Source organism: Ramlibacter albus (genome assembly GCF_014297445.1).
Lineage (GTDB): Bacteria > Pseudomonadota > Gammaproteobacteria > Burkholderiales > Burkholderiaceae_C > Ramlibacter > Ramlibacter albus.
The window spans coordinates 81414-94657 of the sequence record NZ_JACORU010000002.1 but is presented as its reverse complement, the minus strand read 5'-3'; the positions used below and the strand labels follow the sequence as shown (position 1 = coordinate 94657).

The following is a 13244-nucleotide window of genomic DNA, read 5'->3' as shown; positions in this document are numbered from 1 at the left end:
GCATGAGCAGTGCCACGCCGGACGCCGCGGAACGTCCCCGCCCCGGGTCCCCCAGGGAACTCTTCATCGCGTTCACCGTGCTGGCCCTGCAGGGGTTCGGCGGCGTGCTGGCGGTCGTGCAGCGCGAACTGGTCGAGAAGAAGCGCTGGATGACCCGCGAGGAGTTCGTGGAGGAATGGGCCGTGGCGCAGATCATGCCGGGCCCGAACGTGATCAACCTCGCCATCATGCTCGGCCACCGCTACTTCGGCTGGCGCGGCGCGCTTGCCGGGCTGGGCGGCATCCTCACCGTGCCGTTGATGGTGGTGCTGGCGCTGGCCGTGCTTTACTCGCAGGTGGCGAGCAACCCGCACGCGGCCGGCGCGCTGCGCGGCATGGGCGCGGTCGCCGCGGGACTCATCACGGCCACGGGCCTGAAGCTCGTGCCCGCGCTGAAGAAGCACCCGTTGGGCGTGCCCGCGGCCGCCGTGCTCGCCGTGGCCACCTTCGTCTCCATCGCGCTGCTGCGCCTGCCGCTGCTGGGCGTGCTGCTCGGCCTGGGCGGCATCGGCTGCGTGCTGACGTGGAGGAAGCTCAAGCCATGACCGCAGCCGACTGGTTGTCGCTGCTCGCGCACTTCCTCGTGCTGTCGCTGCTCACCGTCGGCGGCGCGATCACGGTCGCACCGGACATGAACCGTTTCCTCGTGCAGGAGCGCCACTGGATCGACGACGCGCAGTTCAACGCCTCCATCGCAATCGCGCAGGCCGCGCCGGGACCCAACGTGCTCTTCGTCGGCCTGATGGGCTGGAATGTCGGCCTCAACGCGGGCGGCTACGCCACCGCCTTCTTCGGGCTGCTGGTCACGATGACCGGCATCATGGTGCCCAGCAGCGTGCTCGCCTACCTCGCGGCCAGCTGGGGCCACGAGAACCGCGAGCACCGCGCCGTGCGTGCATTCAAGCAAGGCATGGCGCCGGTGGTGGTCGCGCTGATGATGGCCACCGGCTACATCCTCGCCACTGGCAAGACACCCGACGTGCGCGACTGGCCGCTGTGGCTCGTCGCGTTCGCGAGCGCGATGATCGTGTGGCGCACCAAGGTGCACCTGCTCTGGCTGCTCGGCGCGGGCGCCGTGCTCGGCTGGTTCGGGCTGGTCTGACGCCCTAGCGGGGGTTCTCGAAGAACACGTAGTTCGAGAAGCCGGACACTTCGAAGTACACCTTCTTCTCGCCGGGGTCCACCTGCATGTTCAGGTTCTCGTCGAGCACGCCCCACCCGTAGCGGTAAGGCCGCGCGGCGTGGTCCTCGGTGCCGAGCGCGGTGGAGAGCTTGTCCACCTTCAGCCACCGGCGCACCACCTTGTCGCCGGCGTAGACCTCCAGCACGCCGTTGGTGCCGGTCCAGTTCTGGATGTCGCGGCTGAGCTTGTTCTGCTGCTCCTGCGTGCAGGAGCCCAGGGCGAGCAGCGCCGCCATTGCACAGAGCGTCTTCTTCATCCGGGTCCCTCCTCAAGCAATTGCGGCAGCAAAGCCGCCGCGGTGCCGCGCAGCACCACGTCCGCCGCGTCGTCCAGTTCGCTCGCGTGCGGGTTGACGACGACGACCTTGCCCCGCGCGATGCGGGCCAGCCCCGCCGCCGGGTACACCGCACCCGACGTGCCCACCACCAGCATCAAGTCGCAGCGTCGCGCGGCTTCTTCGGCGGCCTGCAGTTCGCGGGCCGGCAGCATCTCGCCGAACCAGACCACAGCGGGGCGCCGCATGTTGCCGCACTTCGCACAGCGCGGTGGCCGGCCGGCTACCGGCTCCATGTGGGTACAGCAATCGCCGGGCGCATCGAGCCACTTGTCCTGCGCGATATTGCCGTGCAACGCAAGCACGCCCGGCGAACCGGCGCGCTGGTGCAGGCCGTCGACGTTCTGCGTGACGACCGTGAGGCGGTTCGGGTGCCTGCGCTGGAAGGCCGCGACGGCGAGGTGGCCCGCATTCGGCTCGACTTTCGCGATCATCTCGCGGCGTACCGCGTACCAGTCCCACACCATCTGCGGGTTGGCGCGGAACGCATCCTCCGTGGCCAACTCCTCCGGCCGGAATTTCGCCCACAGGCCGGTCTGCGCGTCGCGGAACGTCGGCACGCCCGACTCCGCGCTCATCCCCGCGCCGCTAAGCAGCGCGATTTGCCGCGCATCCCGCACCCAGCCCGCGACCTGTTCGACGTCGCCGCTCATGCGCTCATGCGCTCGTGCGCTGCCGCACGGCCTCGTACAGGCAGATGCCGCTGGCAACGGACACGTTCAGGCTTTCCACCGCACCCAGCATCGGAATGCTCGCCAGCGCGTCGCAGGTCTTGCGCGTCAGCTGCCGCATGCCCGTACCCTCGGCGCCCATCACCAGCGCGGCGGGGCCCTTCAGGTCCGTCTGGTAAAGCGTCTTCGGCGCGTCGTCGGCCAGGCCGATGCACCAGATGTTGCGTTCCTTGAGTTCACCCATGGTGCGCGAAAGATTCGTCACCATGAAATACGGCACGGTTTCGGCTGCGCCGCTCGCCACCTTCGCGACCGTCGCGTTGATGCCGGCCGCGTGGTCCTTCGGCGCGATCACCGCATGCACGCCCGCGCCATCGGCCACCCGCAGGCACGCACCGAGGTTGTGCGGGTCGGTGACGCCGTCGAGCACCAGCAGCAGGGGCGGGCCCTCGACGCCGTCGAGCAAATCGTCGAGCGAGCGCGCCTGCGCGAGCGGGTTGACCCGCGCCACCACGCCCTGGTGCCCGGCATTGCCCGCCAGCCGCGCGAGCCGCATGCCGTCGGCTTCCACGATGCGCAGCCCGGCCTCGCCCGCCCGTTGCACGAACTGCCGCATGCGTGCATCCTTTCGGGACGGGTCCACGTATATCTCGACGATCGATTGCGGCGCTGTCTTGACGCGCACGCCCACGGCGTGAAAGCCGAACAGCACTTTGGGGGAAGACATCACAGGATTATCCGGTGGCGTTTTTGGTGACCAGATGTATAAAATGGTCTACATAATTGGAGAGCAAGCGGTATGGGACTCCGACTCAAATTCAACCTGGTTCTCGTTGTCGTCTTCCTGGCCGGGTTCGCCGCGGCGGGGTTCGTTTCGCGCCAGCTGCTGCAGCAGAACGCGCGCGAGGAGGTCATCCGGGACGCCCGCCTCATGCTCGAAGCGGCCATCGCCGTGCGCACCTACACCGTGGACCAGGTGCGGCCGCACCTGATCAAGCAGCTGGACGAAGTGTTCCTGCCCCAGACCGTGCCCGCCTACGCCGCGACCGAGGCCGTGAGCACGCTGCGCAAGAAATACAAGGAATACAGCTACAAGGAGGCCACGCTCAACCCCACCAACCCGCGCAACCGCACGGCCGATTGGGAAGCCGACGTGGTCAACCAGTTCCGCAACGATACGAACCTGAAGGAGATCGTCGCGGAGCGCCAGACAGCCAGCGGCCGCAGCCTCTTCATCGCCCACCCCATCAACATCGGCAACCCCGCCTGCCTGCAGTGCCACAGCACGCCTTCGGCCGCGCCCCCGTCGATGCTCAAGGTCTACGGCGAGGCCAACGGCTTCGGCTGGAAGCACAACGAGACCGTCGGGGCGCAGGTCGTGTCGGTTCCCATGGAGGTGCCGCTGCGCAACGCGGACCGCGCCTTCACCACCTTCATGGCCTCGCTGGCCGCGGTGTTCGGCGTCGTGTTCGTCGTTCTCAACGTGATGCTCTCGTGGCTGATCGTGCGGCCCATCCGCCGCATGTCCGAGGACGCCAACAAGATCAGCACCGGCGACTTCGGCGTGCCGGAGTTCACCGAGAAGGGCAAGGACGAAGTGGCCGTCCTGGGCAGCTCGTTCAACCGCATGCGCCGCAGCCTGGAAAAGGCGATGCAGATGATCGGCGCCGAATGACCTCATCCCGACGATGACCAACGGCGCCCCACCCCCGGCGGCGGGATGGAGTGACGCAGCCGCCCTGCCCGCAGGCTGCCGCATCAACGAGTACGAGATCGACCGCACCCTCGGCGGCGGCGGCTTCGGCCTGACCTACCTGGCGCGGGACATCAACCTCGACCTGCCGGTGGCCGTGAAGGAGTACTTCCCGGCCGACATGGCCCAGCGCAACCCCGACAACTCGGTGCAGGTGCGCTCGCAGGACGCCGACGTCAAGGCCACCTACGAATGGGGCCTGGAGCGCTTCCTCGACGAGGCGCGCGCGCTCGCCACGTTCCGCCACCCGCACATCGTGCGCGTGCTGCGCTACTTCCGCGAGAACGGCACCGCCTACATCGTCATGGAGTACGAGTCGGGCCAGGCGCTCAAGCGCTGGGTGCCGCAGAACGCGCCGCTGTCGCAGAAGGCGGTGCTCTCCATCATCTACCCGCTGCTGGACGGCCTGGAGCAGGTGCACAAGGCGGGCTTCCTGCACCGGGACATCAAGCCGGACAACATCTACGTGCGGGCCGACGGCGGCCCCGTGCTGCTGGACTTCGGTTCCGCGCGCCGCGTGCAGACCAACCGCGACATGACCAACATCGTGTCGCCCGGCTTCGCACCCTTCGAGCAATACCACTCGCAGGGCAACCAGGGGCCGTGGACCGACATCTATTCGCTCGGCGCGGTCATGTACTGGATGGTCACCGGCAAGAAGCCGATGGAGTCCGCCTCGCGCGTGCAGAAGGACGGCATGGAGCCCGCGTCGCAGCTGGCCGAGGCGCGCGTCTTCGGCGGGCCGCTGCTGCGCGCGATCGAATGGGCGATGACGCCCGACGAGTCCAAGCGCCCGCAGACCGTGGCCGAGTTCCGGCAGGCCATCCGCGGCGCGGAACATCCGGAGGGCGACCCGCGCACGCAGCGCACGAGCGCGGCGCCGATGGCGGGGTTCGCCCAGGGCGCGTCGCCGTCGGGCGCTCCCTCCACCCCGAGCGCGGGCCAGAAGCGCAACCTGCTGGGCACCATCCTCTTCCTCGACCTCGTGGGCTACTCCATCAAGTCGGTGGACGACCAGGTGCGGCTGAAGAAGCTGTTCACCGACCTGGTCACCAAGGCGCTGCGCGGTGTCCCGGAGGAATCGCGCATCGCCATCGACACCGGCGACGGCGCGGCCATCTGCTTCATGGGCGACCCCGAGGAGGCGCTGCACTCCGCGCTGCTGCTGCGCGACCTGCTCGGCCAGCGCTACGGCACGCAGCTGTCGGCGCGCATCGGCCTGCACATGGGCCCGGTGCGCATCATCCAGGACATCAACGACCGCCTGAACGTCATCGGCGACGGCATCAACGTGGCGCAGCGCGTGATGGACTTCGCGCAGCCCAACCAGGTGCTGGTCTCGCGGGCGTATTACGACGTGGTCTCGCGCATCACCGACGACACGTCGGGGATGTTCGTTTACCTTGGCGAGTACCTCGACAAGCATGGCCGGCCCCACGAGGTGTATTCCGTCGAGCCGGCGCAGAAGGCCGCGAAGGAGGAAGACGCCCCGGAGAAGACGCTCACGGTCCCGGCGGGGCGCCCCGTCGGCGACGACGAGGCGCACGAGATCGAGACGGAGCTTGCACGCCACATCGGGCCGCTCGCCAAGGTGCTGATGCGCAAGGCGTTTCCGCTGGCGCGCAGCGGCCAGGCGCTGCGCGAGGCGCTCGCGCCGTCCATCCAGGACCCGCGTGCGCGAGAGCTGTTCATCGCAGGCGCGCCGATCCCCATATCCGGCAGCCACGGCAGTACGGGCACGAGCGGAGCGCACAACAGCAAGCCGATGAGCGTGCCGTTCACCCGCCCGCGCAGCGCGGCGGCACCTACGGCCCCCAGCCGCCCCAGCGCGGCCCCGGCGGCGCCCTCGCGCGCGCAACCCCTCAGCCAGCCCATGAGCCAGCCGATGTCGCGGCCGGGCACCGTCACGCGCGTGGCGGTGGAGGTGACGCCGGAGGAGCAGACCGCGCTGGAGCAGGCGCTGTCCAAATCCATCGGCCCGCTGGCGAAGATGATCGTGAAGAAGGAACTCGGGCGCGCCAGGAGCCTGAAGGAATTCGTCAACGCGCTGTGCGAGAACGTGGACAGCCTCGAGCAGCGCGAAGCTTTCCTCGAAAGCGCCAGGCGGATCTTCCACAAGCGCAGTTTCTAGGCTGCCTTGAGCTTCAGCTTCCGGTAGAGCGTATTGCGGCTCACGCCGAGCCGCCGCGCAGCTTCGGAATGGTTGCCGCGGCTGTCGGCCAGCGCGCGGTCCACTGCCGCGAGCGAGATGCTGCGCAGGTCTTCGCGCGGCGCCTGCGGCGCGCCCCGCAGCGCCTGCGACAGGTCGTCGGCCAGGTGCTCCCAGCCGATCTCCTCGTCCAGCGGGTCGAGCAGCGCGCAGGCCGTGCGCAGCGTACTCGCCAGCTGCCGCATGTTGCCCGGCCAGCGGTACGCGAGCAGCGCCTGCAGCAGGTCGGGCGCGACGGCGAGCGTGCGCGCCGGCACGAGCCGCCGCAACTCGCGGGCGACGAGTTCCGCGCGGTCGCTGCGCTCGCGCAAGGCGGGCAGGCGCAGCGCGAAGCCGTTGAGCCGGTAGAACAGGTCCTCGCGGAAGCGCCCCGCGGCCATCTCGCCCGGCAGGTCGCGATGCGTCGCGCAAACGAGCGCGAAGTCCACCGGCACCGGCCGGCCGCCGCCCAGCGGGACGACCTGGCCGTCCTGCAGCACGCGCAGCAGCCTCGCCTGCAGCGCCAGCGGCATGTCGCCGATCTCGTCGAGGAAGAGCGTGCCGCCGTGCGCCTCGCGGATGCGCCCCGGCGAGCCTTCGCGCAGGGCGCCGGTGAACGCGCCGCGCTCGTAGCCGAACAGCTCCGCCTCGATCAGCGTTTCGGGCAACGCCGCGCAGTTCACGGCCACGAAGGCCTTGGCCGCGCGCGGGCCGCTTGCATGCATCGCGCGCGCGAACACTTCCTTGCCCGCGCCGGACTCGCCTTGCAGCAGCAGCGGGATCGGCTTGCCCAGCAGCTTGCGGGCGCGCGCGATCGCCGAGTGCATCGCGGCGTCGCCGGTGTCGAGCGCGGCGAGTGCGTCCTGCTCCAGCGGGACCGAAGGCGCCGGACGCGGGCCTTGCACCATGCGGCTGCCTTCGACCTGCAGCCACAGGGCCTCGCCGCGCCGCGTGTGGACCACTCGCGCAAGGCCGGGCGACTGCACGCACCAGTGCAGCAGCCGCTCCAGTGGGTCGGCCAGCACGTCGTCCACATGCAGGCGCCCGATGTCCTGCCACTGCAGCCCCAGCAAGGCGAGGGCCGCCGCATTCGCGCCGGCCACGACGCCGTCGCCGCGCAGCGCCAGCATCGCCTCGGTGATCGTGCCCAGCCCCTCGGCCTGCCGGTGCAGCCGCAAGCGCAAGCCGCCCCACCGCCCGGGCTCGTGGCGCGTGTCGAACAGCCGATGCTCGATCATGCGGGCCGCCGAGCGCACCAGCGCGAGCGTGTGCCGGTGGAAGCCGCGGTGGTCCCCGGACACGTCCAGCACGCCCAGCAGCGACCCCGTGGCGCTGAAGATCGGGGCGGCGGCGCAGGTGAGGAAGGCATTGCGCTCGAGGTAGTGCTCGGCCCCGTGCACCACGACCGCCTGCCCCTCGGCAAGCGCGGTGCCGATCGCGTTGGTGCCGCGGTACTGCTCGCGCCACACGGCGCCCGGTCGCAGCGCCACGCGCTCCGCGCGCGAGGCGAAGTGCATGTCGCCCTGCGCCTGCAGCAGCAGCCCGTCGGCGCCGGCCAGCAGCACGATGCTGTCGCTGCCTTCGACCTGCTCCGCCAGGAACTGCATCACCGGCTGCGCATGCGCGACCAGCTCGCGCTGCTCGTCGAGTGCGCGCGCCAGCTGCGCGCCCGACGCGTGGGGGGCGCCCGGCATGCGCCCGCAAGGCTGCAGCCCTGCCTGCCAGCTGCGCGCCCACGAGCGGGCCACCTGCGGCTGCAGCAGGCCGGCGGGCACGCTGCCGCGATGGAGAAGCTCGCGCCGCGCCTCGCGCAGGTCGCGGCCGCTGGATCGGCGGGTTTGCGCGGGATTCGGGGCCATCCTGTCTCCTGTTGTTCCGTTTCGGTACAGCGCGCAGCGTGGTGTCACGCCCCGCACGGCACATGGCCCATTGAAAACCCCATGGCTTTCCGCGCGCTTACCGCGACTTCGCGGCCGAACGGCGGCGTGGCACGCCCGGTGCAAAGCAGGCTCGCCCATCAACCCTCACAGGAGACACGCGATGATCTACGCCAAGCCCGGCGCCGCCGGCGCGCCCCTTGCCTTCAAGGCCCGCTACGACAACTTCATCGGCGGCCGGTTCGTGCCGCCCGTGGGCGGCCAGTACTTCGACGTGCTCACGCCCATCAACGGCATGCCGTACACGCAGGCCGCGCGCTCGACCGAGGCCGACGTGGAGCGCGCCCTCGACGCGGCGCATGCCGCCGCGCCGGCGTGGGGCAAGACGCCCGCCGCCGTGCGCGCGAACCTGCTGCTGAAGATCGCGGACCGCATCGACGCCAACCTCGAGAAGCTGGCCTATGCCGAGACCGTGGACAACGGCAAGCCGATCCGCGAGACGCTCAACGCGGACATCCCGCTCGCATCGGACCACTTCCGCTATTTCGCGGGGTGCCTGCGCTCGCAGGAAGGCGCGCTGTCCGAGATCGACAGCGACACCATCGCCTACCACTTCCACGAGCCGCTGGGCGTCGTGGGGCAGATCATCCCGTGGAACTTCCCGATCCTGATGGCGGCGTGGAAACTCGCGCCCGCGCTGGCCGCCGGCAACTGCGTGGTGCTCAAGCCGGCCGAGTCGACGCCCATCTCCATCTTGGTGCTGGTGGAGCTGATCGCCGACCTGCTGCCCGCCGGCGTGGTGAACGTGGTCAACGGCTTCGGCAAGGAGGCCGGCATGCCGCTGGCCACGAGCAAGCGCATCGCCAAGCTCGCCTTCACCGGCAGCACCGCCACCGGCAAGCTGATCGCGCAGGCGGCGGCCGCCAACCTGATCCCGGCCACGCTGGAGCTGGGCGGCAAGTCGCCCAACGTCTTCTTCGACGACGTGATGGCGCAGGACGACGAGTTCCTCGACAAGGCGCTCGAAGGCATGGTGCTCTTCGCCTTCAACCAGGGCGAGGTGTGCACCTGCCCGTCGCGCGCGCTGGTGCAGGAGTCGATCTACGAGCGCTTCATGGAGCGTGCGATCAAGCGCGTGCAGGCCATCAAACAGGGCGACCCGCTGGACACCGCCACGATGATGGGCGCGCAGGCGTCGCTCGCGCAGATGCAGAAGATCCAGGCCTACCTGGACCTCGGTCGCGAGGAAGGCGCGCAGGTCCTCACCGGCGGCGGCCGCGCCCGGCTGCCCGGCGCGCTGGCCGAGGGCTATTACATCCAGCCGACGCTGTTCAAGGGGCACAACAAGATGCGCATCTTCCAGGAGGAGATCTTCGGCCCGGTGCTCGCCGTGACCACCTTCAAGGACGAGGCCGAGGCGCTGCAGATCGCCAACGACACGCAGTACGGCCTGGGCGCCGGCGTGTGGACGCGCGACGGCAGCCGCGCCTACCGCATGGGCGGCGCCATCCAGGCCGGGCGCGTGTGGACCAACTGCTACCACGCCTACCCCGCGCATGCGGCTTTCGGCGGCTACAAGGAATCGGGCATCGGCCGCGAGACGCACAAGGTGATGCTGGAGCACTACCAGCAGACCAAGAACCTGCTGGTGAGCTACAGCCCGAAGGCGCTGGGGTTCTTCTAGGCTTCGGCGTCGGCCGCGATCCGGCCGGCGTCGATCGTGATGCGCCGCTCGCAGCGCTGGGCAATGCCACGGTCGTGCGTCACCAGCACGAGCGTGGTGCCCTGCTCCCGGTTCAGGTCGAACATGAGCTGCATCACCGTCTCGCCGGTGGCGAAGTCGAGGCTGCCGGTGGGCTCGTCGGCCAGCAGCACGGCCGGGTGCACGACGAAGGCGCGGGCCAGCGCCACGCGCTGCTGCTCGCCGCCGGAGAGCGTCCGGGGGTAGTGGCCCAGGCGCTCCGACAGGCCCACGCGACCGAGCATCTCGGTGGCCGCCTTGGCGGCGTCACGCCGGCCGGCCATCTCCAGCGGCAGCATCACGTTCTCCAGCGCGGTGTAGTTGCCCATGAGCTGGAAACTCTGGAACACGAAACCCACCTGCCGCGCCCGCAGCGCCGCGCGCTCGTCCTCGTCGATGGCGAAGAGGTCCTGCCCGGCCAGCCGCACCGTGCCGCGCGTGGGCGTGTCCAGCCCGGCGATGATCGACAGCAGCGTGCTCTTGCCCGAGCCCGAGGCGCCCACGATGGCCGCGGTCTCCCGCGGGGCCAGCGAGAAATCGATATCGCGGAGAATGTCGAGGGTGCCGGTGGAATCCGTCACCGACTTGAAAACATGCTCGACGGAGATGATGGGTTCTGACATGGATGGCCTGGGTTGGACGCGGCGTGACTTTATCGCGGCCGCCTTAGCTGCGAGTTATTTCGGCGCGGCCGGTGCCGCCGGCGAGCCGGTGATCCTGGTCGTGGGCGACTCGATCAGCGCCGAGTATGGCCTGCGGCGGGGCAGCGGCTGGGTGGCCCTGCTCGAAAAGCGCCTGGCGGCCGAGAAGGTTAAGGCCCGGATCGTCAACGCCAGCATCAGCGGCGACACCACGTCGGGCGGGCGCTCGCGCTTCGCGCCACTGCTGCAGCAGCACAAGCCCACGCACGTCATCCTCGAGCTGGGCGCCAACGACGCGTTGCGCGGCCTGCCGCTCAAGAGCACGGAAGAGAACCTCGGCGCCATGACGGAGGCCGCGCAGAAAGCCGGGGCCAAGGTGATGCTCGTGGGCATGCAGGTGCCGCCCAATTACGGCACCGATTACGCCAACCGCTTCGCCGGCCTGTTCGAGAAGGTGGCGAAGGAGCGCAAGGCCGCCGTCGTACCCTTCCTCCTGCAAGGCATGGTGGACGGCGCGGACCCGCTGAAGTGGTTCCAGGCCGACCGCATCCACCCGCGCGAGGAAGCGCAGCCGCGCATGCTGGACAACGTCTGGCCCGAACTGAAGAAGCTCCTCAAGTGACCGTGCAAGTGATTTCCGCAGCCGATGCCATTGCGCGCCTCGGTGGGTTCGACGCCGTCATCGACGCGCGCAGCGAGGACGAGTACGCCGAGGACCGCCTGCCCGGCGCGCGGAACTGGCCGTCCCTGAACAACGAGGAGCGCGCCGTCGTCGGCACGATCTACAAGCAGGTCAGCCCCTTCGAGGCGCGCAAGAAAGGCGCAGGCCTCGTCGCGGCCAACATCGCGCGCCACATCGCGGCGCACGTGCAGGACAAGCCCAAGGGCTGGACGCCGCTGGTGTACTGCTGGCGCGGCGGCAAGCGCAGCGGCTCGCTCGCGCTGGTGCTGGACCAGATCGGTTTTCGCGTGCACCTCGTCGAGGGCGGCTACAAGGCCTTCCGCAGCGAGGTGCTGGCGCAGTTGCCCGAGCTCGCACGCAGCCTGCAGTACCGCGTGGTGTGCGGGCCCACCGGCGTGGGCAAGACGCGCTTCCTGCATGCATTGCAGGAGGCCGGCGCGCAGGTGCTGGACCTGGAGGGCCTGGCCAGCCACCGCAGCTCGGTGCTGGGCGTGATCCCCGGCGAGCCGCAGCCCACGCAGAAGCGCTTCGACACGCTGGTGTGGGAGAAACTGCGCACCTTCGACACCTCGCGGCCGGTCTTCGTCGAGAGCGAAAGCAAGAAGGTCGGCAACGTCACGGTGCCCGAAGCGCTGATCGAGGCGATGCGCGCCAGCCCCTGCCTGAAGCTGGAGCTCTCCGAGGACGAGCGCGTGAAGCTGCTGATGCAGGACTACGCCTTCTTCGTGCGAGACCCGGGGTTCTTCTGCGAGCGGCTCGAAGCGCTGACGCAGCTGCGCGGCAAGGCGCAGGTGGAGGCGTGGCAAGCGCAGGTGCGCGAGGGCGAGATCGAGCCCGTCGTGCGCGAGCTGCTCGTGAAGCACTACGACCCGGGCTACTCGGCGTCGATCCAGCGCAACTTCAAGCAGTACGCCACGGCCGAGGCCATCGCGCCGCGCGACGGCTCGACCGGGTCAATGCGCGAGCTGGCCGAGCGCCTGCTCCAGGTCCGCGCGTAGGTCCGCCACGTCTTCCAGGCCGATGGAGAAGCGCACGAGCGTGCCCTGGTGCGGCCAGTTCTTGCGGATGGCAGGCATGTCGTAGGTCGCGACGAGGCTCATCGGGCCGCCCCAGGAGTGGCCGATCTTGAACAGCTTCAGCGAGTCGCAGAACGCGTCCACCTGCTTCTGCGAATAGCGCCCGTCGAACACCACCGAGAACAGGCCTGCCGCGAGGTCGCGTTCGCCGCACAGCGCCTTCCAGTTCTCGTGGCCCGGCGAGCCGTCGAACGCAGGATGCAGCACCTGCGCGATTTCGCCGCGCGTGCCCAGCCAGCGCGCGAGCTCGCGCGCCGCGCGGTCGTGGGCGCGGTAGCGCACTTGCAGGCTCGGCAGCGAACGCAGCACGGCCTCGGCGTCGTTGACACCCACACCCCAGCCCAGGCGCATGTGCGAAAGCTTGATGCGGATGTGCAGGTCGTGGTCGCGCGTGACGATGGCGCCCATCAGCACGTCGCCGCCGCCGCTGGGGTACTTGGTCAGCGCGTGCATGGAGATGTCCGCCCCCGCGTCGAAGCTGCTGAACGCCAGCCCCGCGCTCCAGGTGTTGTCGTGCGCGCAAATCACGCCCTTGTCGCGGCAGATGCGCGCCAGTGCGGGCAGGTCGGGGAACTCCATGCTCACCGAGCCGGGGGCTTCGAGCCACACGAGCTTCGTCTTCGCGCTGATGCGCGAAGCCAGGTCGGCCGGGTTCATCGGGTCGTAGAGCTGGTGCGTGATGCCCCAGCCGGCGAACTCGCCTTCGCACAAGGCCTTGTTCGGGCCGTAGACGTTGGACGGGACCAGCACCTCGTCGCCCGTCCTGAGCAGCGCCATGCCGACCGCGGCCACGGCCGCGAGCCCGCTGGGCACCAGCAGGCAGTCCGTGCCGCCTTCGAGCGTGGCGATCCGCTCCTCGAGGTGGAAGGTCGTGGGCGTGCCGTGCAGCCCGTACGTGTAGCCGGACTTGCTGCGCCAGTCGCGCGCGCGCAGCGCGGCCACGTTGGGGAAGATGACGGTGGACGCCTTGAACACCCCCACCTGCGGCGCTTCGAAGCCGGCGGGCGGCTGGTACGGGTGGTGGATCAGGTCGGTGGACTTGGGGGGACTGCTCATGAC

The 13244-nt window shown here is 69.7% G+C and carries 13 protein-coding genes; 7 read left to right on the top strand and 6 right to left on the bottom strand.

Annotated elements, in window-relative coordinates:
- The first annotated feature begins 2 nt into the window (after positions 1-2).
- Both H8R02_RS07265 and H8R02_RS07260 read left to right on the top strand, forming a co-directional pair.
- Entirely contained in the window at positions 3-584 is a 582-nt protein-coding gene (locus H8R02_RS07265; protein WP_187080717.1) for a chromate transporter, read from the top strand.
- The gene (locus H8R02_RS07260; protein ID WP_187080716.1) at positions 581-1141 is read left to right on the top strand and encodes a chromate transporter; all 561 of its coding nucleotides are present in this window, start codon (positions 581-583) and stop codon (positions 1139-1141) included. The genes H8R02_RS07265 and H8R02_RS07260 overlap by 4 nt, the downstream gene beginning before the upstream one ends.
- A gap of 4 nt (positions 1142-1145) precedes the next feature.
- On the opposite strand, the gene H8R02_RS07255 is transcribed toward H8R02_RS07260, so the two are convergent.
- From H8R02_RS07255 to rlmB, 3 genes are read right to left on the bottom strand one after another with little or no spacing between them, the layout of a single operon-like run.
- A complete protein-coding gene (locus H8R02_RS07255; RefSeq protein WP_187080715.1) occupies positions 1146-1478 on the bottom strand; it encodes a hypothetical protein in 333 nt (110 codons plus the stop codon).
- Positions 1475-2209, bottom strand: coding sequence for an SIR2 family NAD-dependent protein deacylase (locus tag H8R02_RS07250; protein ID WP_187080714.1), 735 nt, complete (start codon positions 2207-2209; stop codon positions 1475-1477). The genes H8R02_RS07255 and H8R02_RS07250 overlap by 4 nt, the downstream gene beginning before the upstream one ends.
- A gap of 4 nt (positions 2210-2213) precedes the next feature.
- Positions 2214-2954, bottom strand: coding sequence for a 23S rRNA (guanosine(2251)-2'-O)-methyltransferase RlmB (rlmB, locus tag H8R02_RS07245; protein ID WP_187080713.1), 741 nt, complete (start codon positions 2952-2954; stop codon positions 2214-2216).
- A gap of 72 nt (positions 2955-3026) precedes the next feature.
- On the opposite strand from rlmB, the gene H8R02_RS07240 reads away from it, so the two are divergent.
- Positions 3027-3902 (top strand): c-type heme family protein, encoded by an 876-nt coding sequence (locus H8R02_RS07240; RefSeq protein ID WP_187080712.1) that lies wholly within the window; start codon positions 3027-3029, stop codon positions 3900-3902.
- A 13-nt stretch (positions 3903-3915) separates the two neighbouring features.
- Positions 3916-6111 carry a protein kinase domain-containing protein gene (locus tag H8R02_RS07235; protein ID WP_187080711.1) on the top strand — a complete coding sequence of 732 codons (2196 nt, stop codon included), beginning with the start codon at positions 3916-3918 and terminating at the stop codon, positions 6109-6111.
- On the opposite strand, the gene H8R02_RS07230 is transcribed toward H8R02_RS07235, so the two are convergent.
- Entirely contained in the window at positions 6108-8027 is a 1920-nt protein-coding gene (locus tag H8R02_RS07230) for a sigma-54-dependent Fis family transcriptional regulator (protein ID WP_187080710.1), read from the bottom strand. The two genes, H8R02_RS07235 and H8R02_RS07230, sit on opposite strands and share 4 nt — an antisense overlap.
- A 181-nt stretch (positions 8028-8208) precedes the next feature.
- Here H8R02_RS07230 and exaC point away from each other — a divergent pair, with 181 nt between their 5' ends.
- Positions 8209-9729 carry an acetaldehyde dehydrogenase ExaC gene (gene exaC, locus H8R02_RS07225; protein ID WP_187080709.1) on the top strand — a complete coding sequence of 507 codons (1521 nt, stop codon included), beginning with the start codon at positions 8209-8211 and terminating at the stop codon, positions 9727-9729.
- Here the strand turns inward: exaC and H8R02_RS07220 are convergent.
- Positions 9726-10409 carry an ABC transporter ATP-binding protein gene (locus H8R02_RS07220; RefSeq protein ID WP_187080708.1) on the bottom strand — a complete coding sequence of 228 codons (684 nt, stop codon included), beginning with the start codon at positions 10407-10409 and terminating at the stop codon, positions 9726-9728. The two genes, exaC and H8R02_RS07220, sit on opposite strands and share 4 nt — an antisense overlap.
- Between H8R02_RS07220 and H8R02_RS07215 the strand changes: the two genes are divergently transcribed.
- Together H8R02_RS07215 and mnmH are read left to right on the top strand one after the other, a co-directional pair.
- Positions 10408-11049: an arylesterase gene (locus H8R02_RS07215; RefSeq protein ID WP_187080707.1), complete on the top strand. Its 642-nt coding sequence runs from the start codon at positions 10408-10410 to the stop codon at positions 11047-11049. The genes H8R02_RS07220 and H8R02_RS07215 overlap by 2 nt on opposite strands.
- Positions 11046-12107, top strand: coding sequence for a tRNA 2-selenouridine(34) synthase MnmH (gene mnmH / locus H8R02_RS07210; RefSeq protein WP_187080706.1), 1062 nt, complete (start codon positions 11046-11048; stop codon positions 12105-12107). The genes H8R02_RS07215 and mnmH overlap by 4 nt, the downstream gene beginning before the upstream one ends.
- Here mnmH and H8R02_RS07205 read toward each other — a convergent pair.
- On the bottom strand, positions 12063-13241 hold the full coding sequence (locus H8R02_RS07205) for a PLP-dependent transferase (RefSeq protein WP_187080705.1): 1179 nt from the start codon (positions 13239-13241) through the stop codon (positions 12063-12065). The genes mnmH and H8R02_RS07205 overlap by 45 nt on opposite strands.
- Positions 13242-13244: the final 3 nt, after the last annotated feature.

Coding starts and splice junctions, on each gene's coding strand:
- H8R02_RS07265 (WP_187080717.1), top strand. CDS start 3: ATGAGCAGTGCCACGCCGGACGCCGCGGAACGTCCCCGCCCCGGGTCC.
- H8R02_RS07260 (WP_187080716.1), top strand. CDS start 581: ATGACCGCAGCCGACTGGTTGTCGCTGCTCGCGCACTTCCTCGTGCTG.
- H8R02_RS07255 (WP_187080715.1), bottom strand. CDS start 1,478: ATGAAGAAGACGCTCTGTGCAATGGCGGCGCTGCTCGCCCTGGGCTCC.
- H8R02_RS07250 (WP_187080714.1), bottom strand. CDS start 2,209: ATGAGCGGCGACGTCGAACAGGTCGCGGGCTGGGTGCGGGATGCGCGG.
- rlmB (WP_187080713.1), bottom strand. CDS start 2,954: ATGTCTTCCCCCAAAGTGCTGTTCGGCTTTCACGCCGTGGGCGTGCGC.
- H8R02_RS07240 (WP_187080712.1), top strand. CDS start 3,027: ATGGGACTCCGACTCAAATTCAACCTGGTTCTCGTTGTCGTCTTCCTG.
- H8R02_RS07235 (WP_187080711.1), top strand. CDS start 3,916: ATGACCAACGGCGCCCCACCCCCGGCGGCGGGATGGAGTGACGCAGCC.
- H8R02_RS07230 (WP_187080710.1), bottom strand. CDS start 8,027: ATGGCCCCGAATCCCGCGCAAACCCGCCGATCCAGCGGCCGCGACCTG.
- exaC (WP_187080709.1), top strand. CDS start 8,209: ATGATCTACGCCAAGCCCGGCGCCGCCGGCGCGCCCCTTGCCTTCAAG.
- H8R02_RS07215 (WP_187080707.1), top strand. CDS start 10,408: ATGGATGGCCTGGGTTGGACGCGGCGTGACTTTATCGCGGCCGCCTTA.
- H8R02_RS07220 (WP_187080708.1), bottom strand. CDS start 10,409: ATGTCAGAACCCATCATCTCCGTCGAGCATGTTTTCAAGTCGGTGACG.
- H8R02_RS07205 (WP_187080705.1), bottom strand. CDS start 13,241: ATGAGCAGTCCCCCCAAGTCCACCGACCTGATCCACCACCCGTACCAG.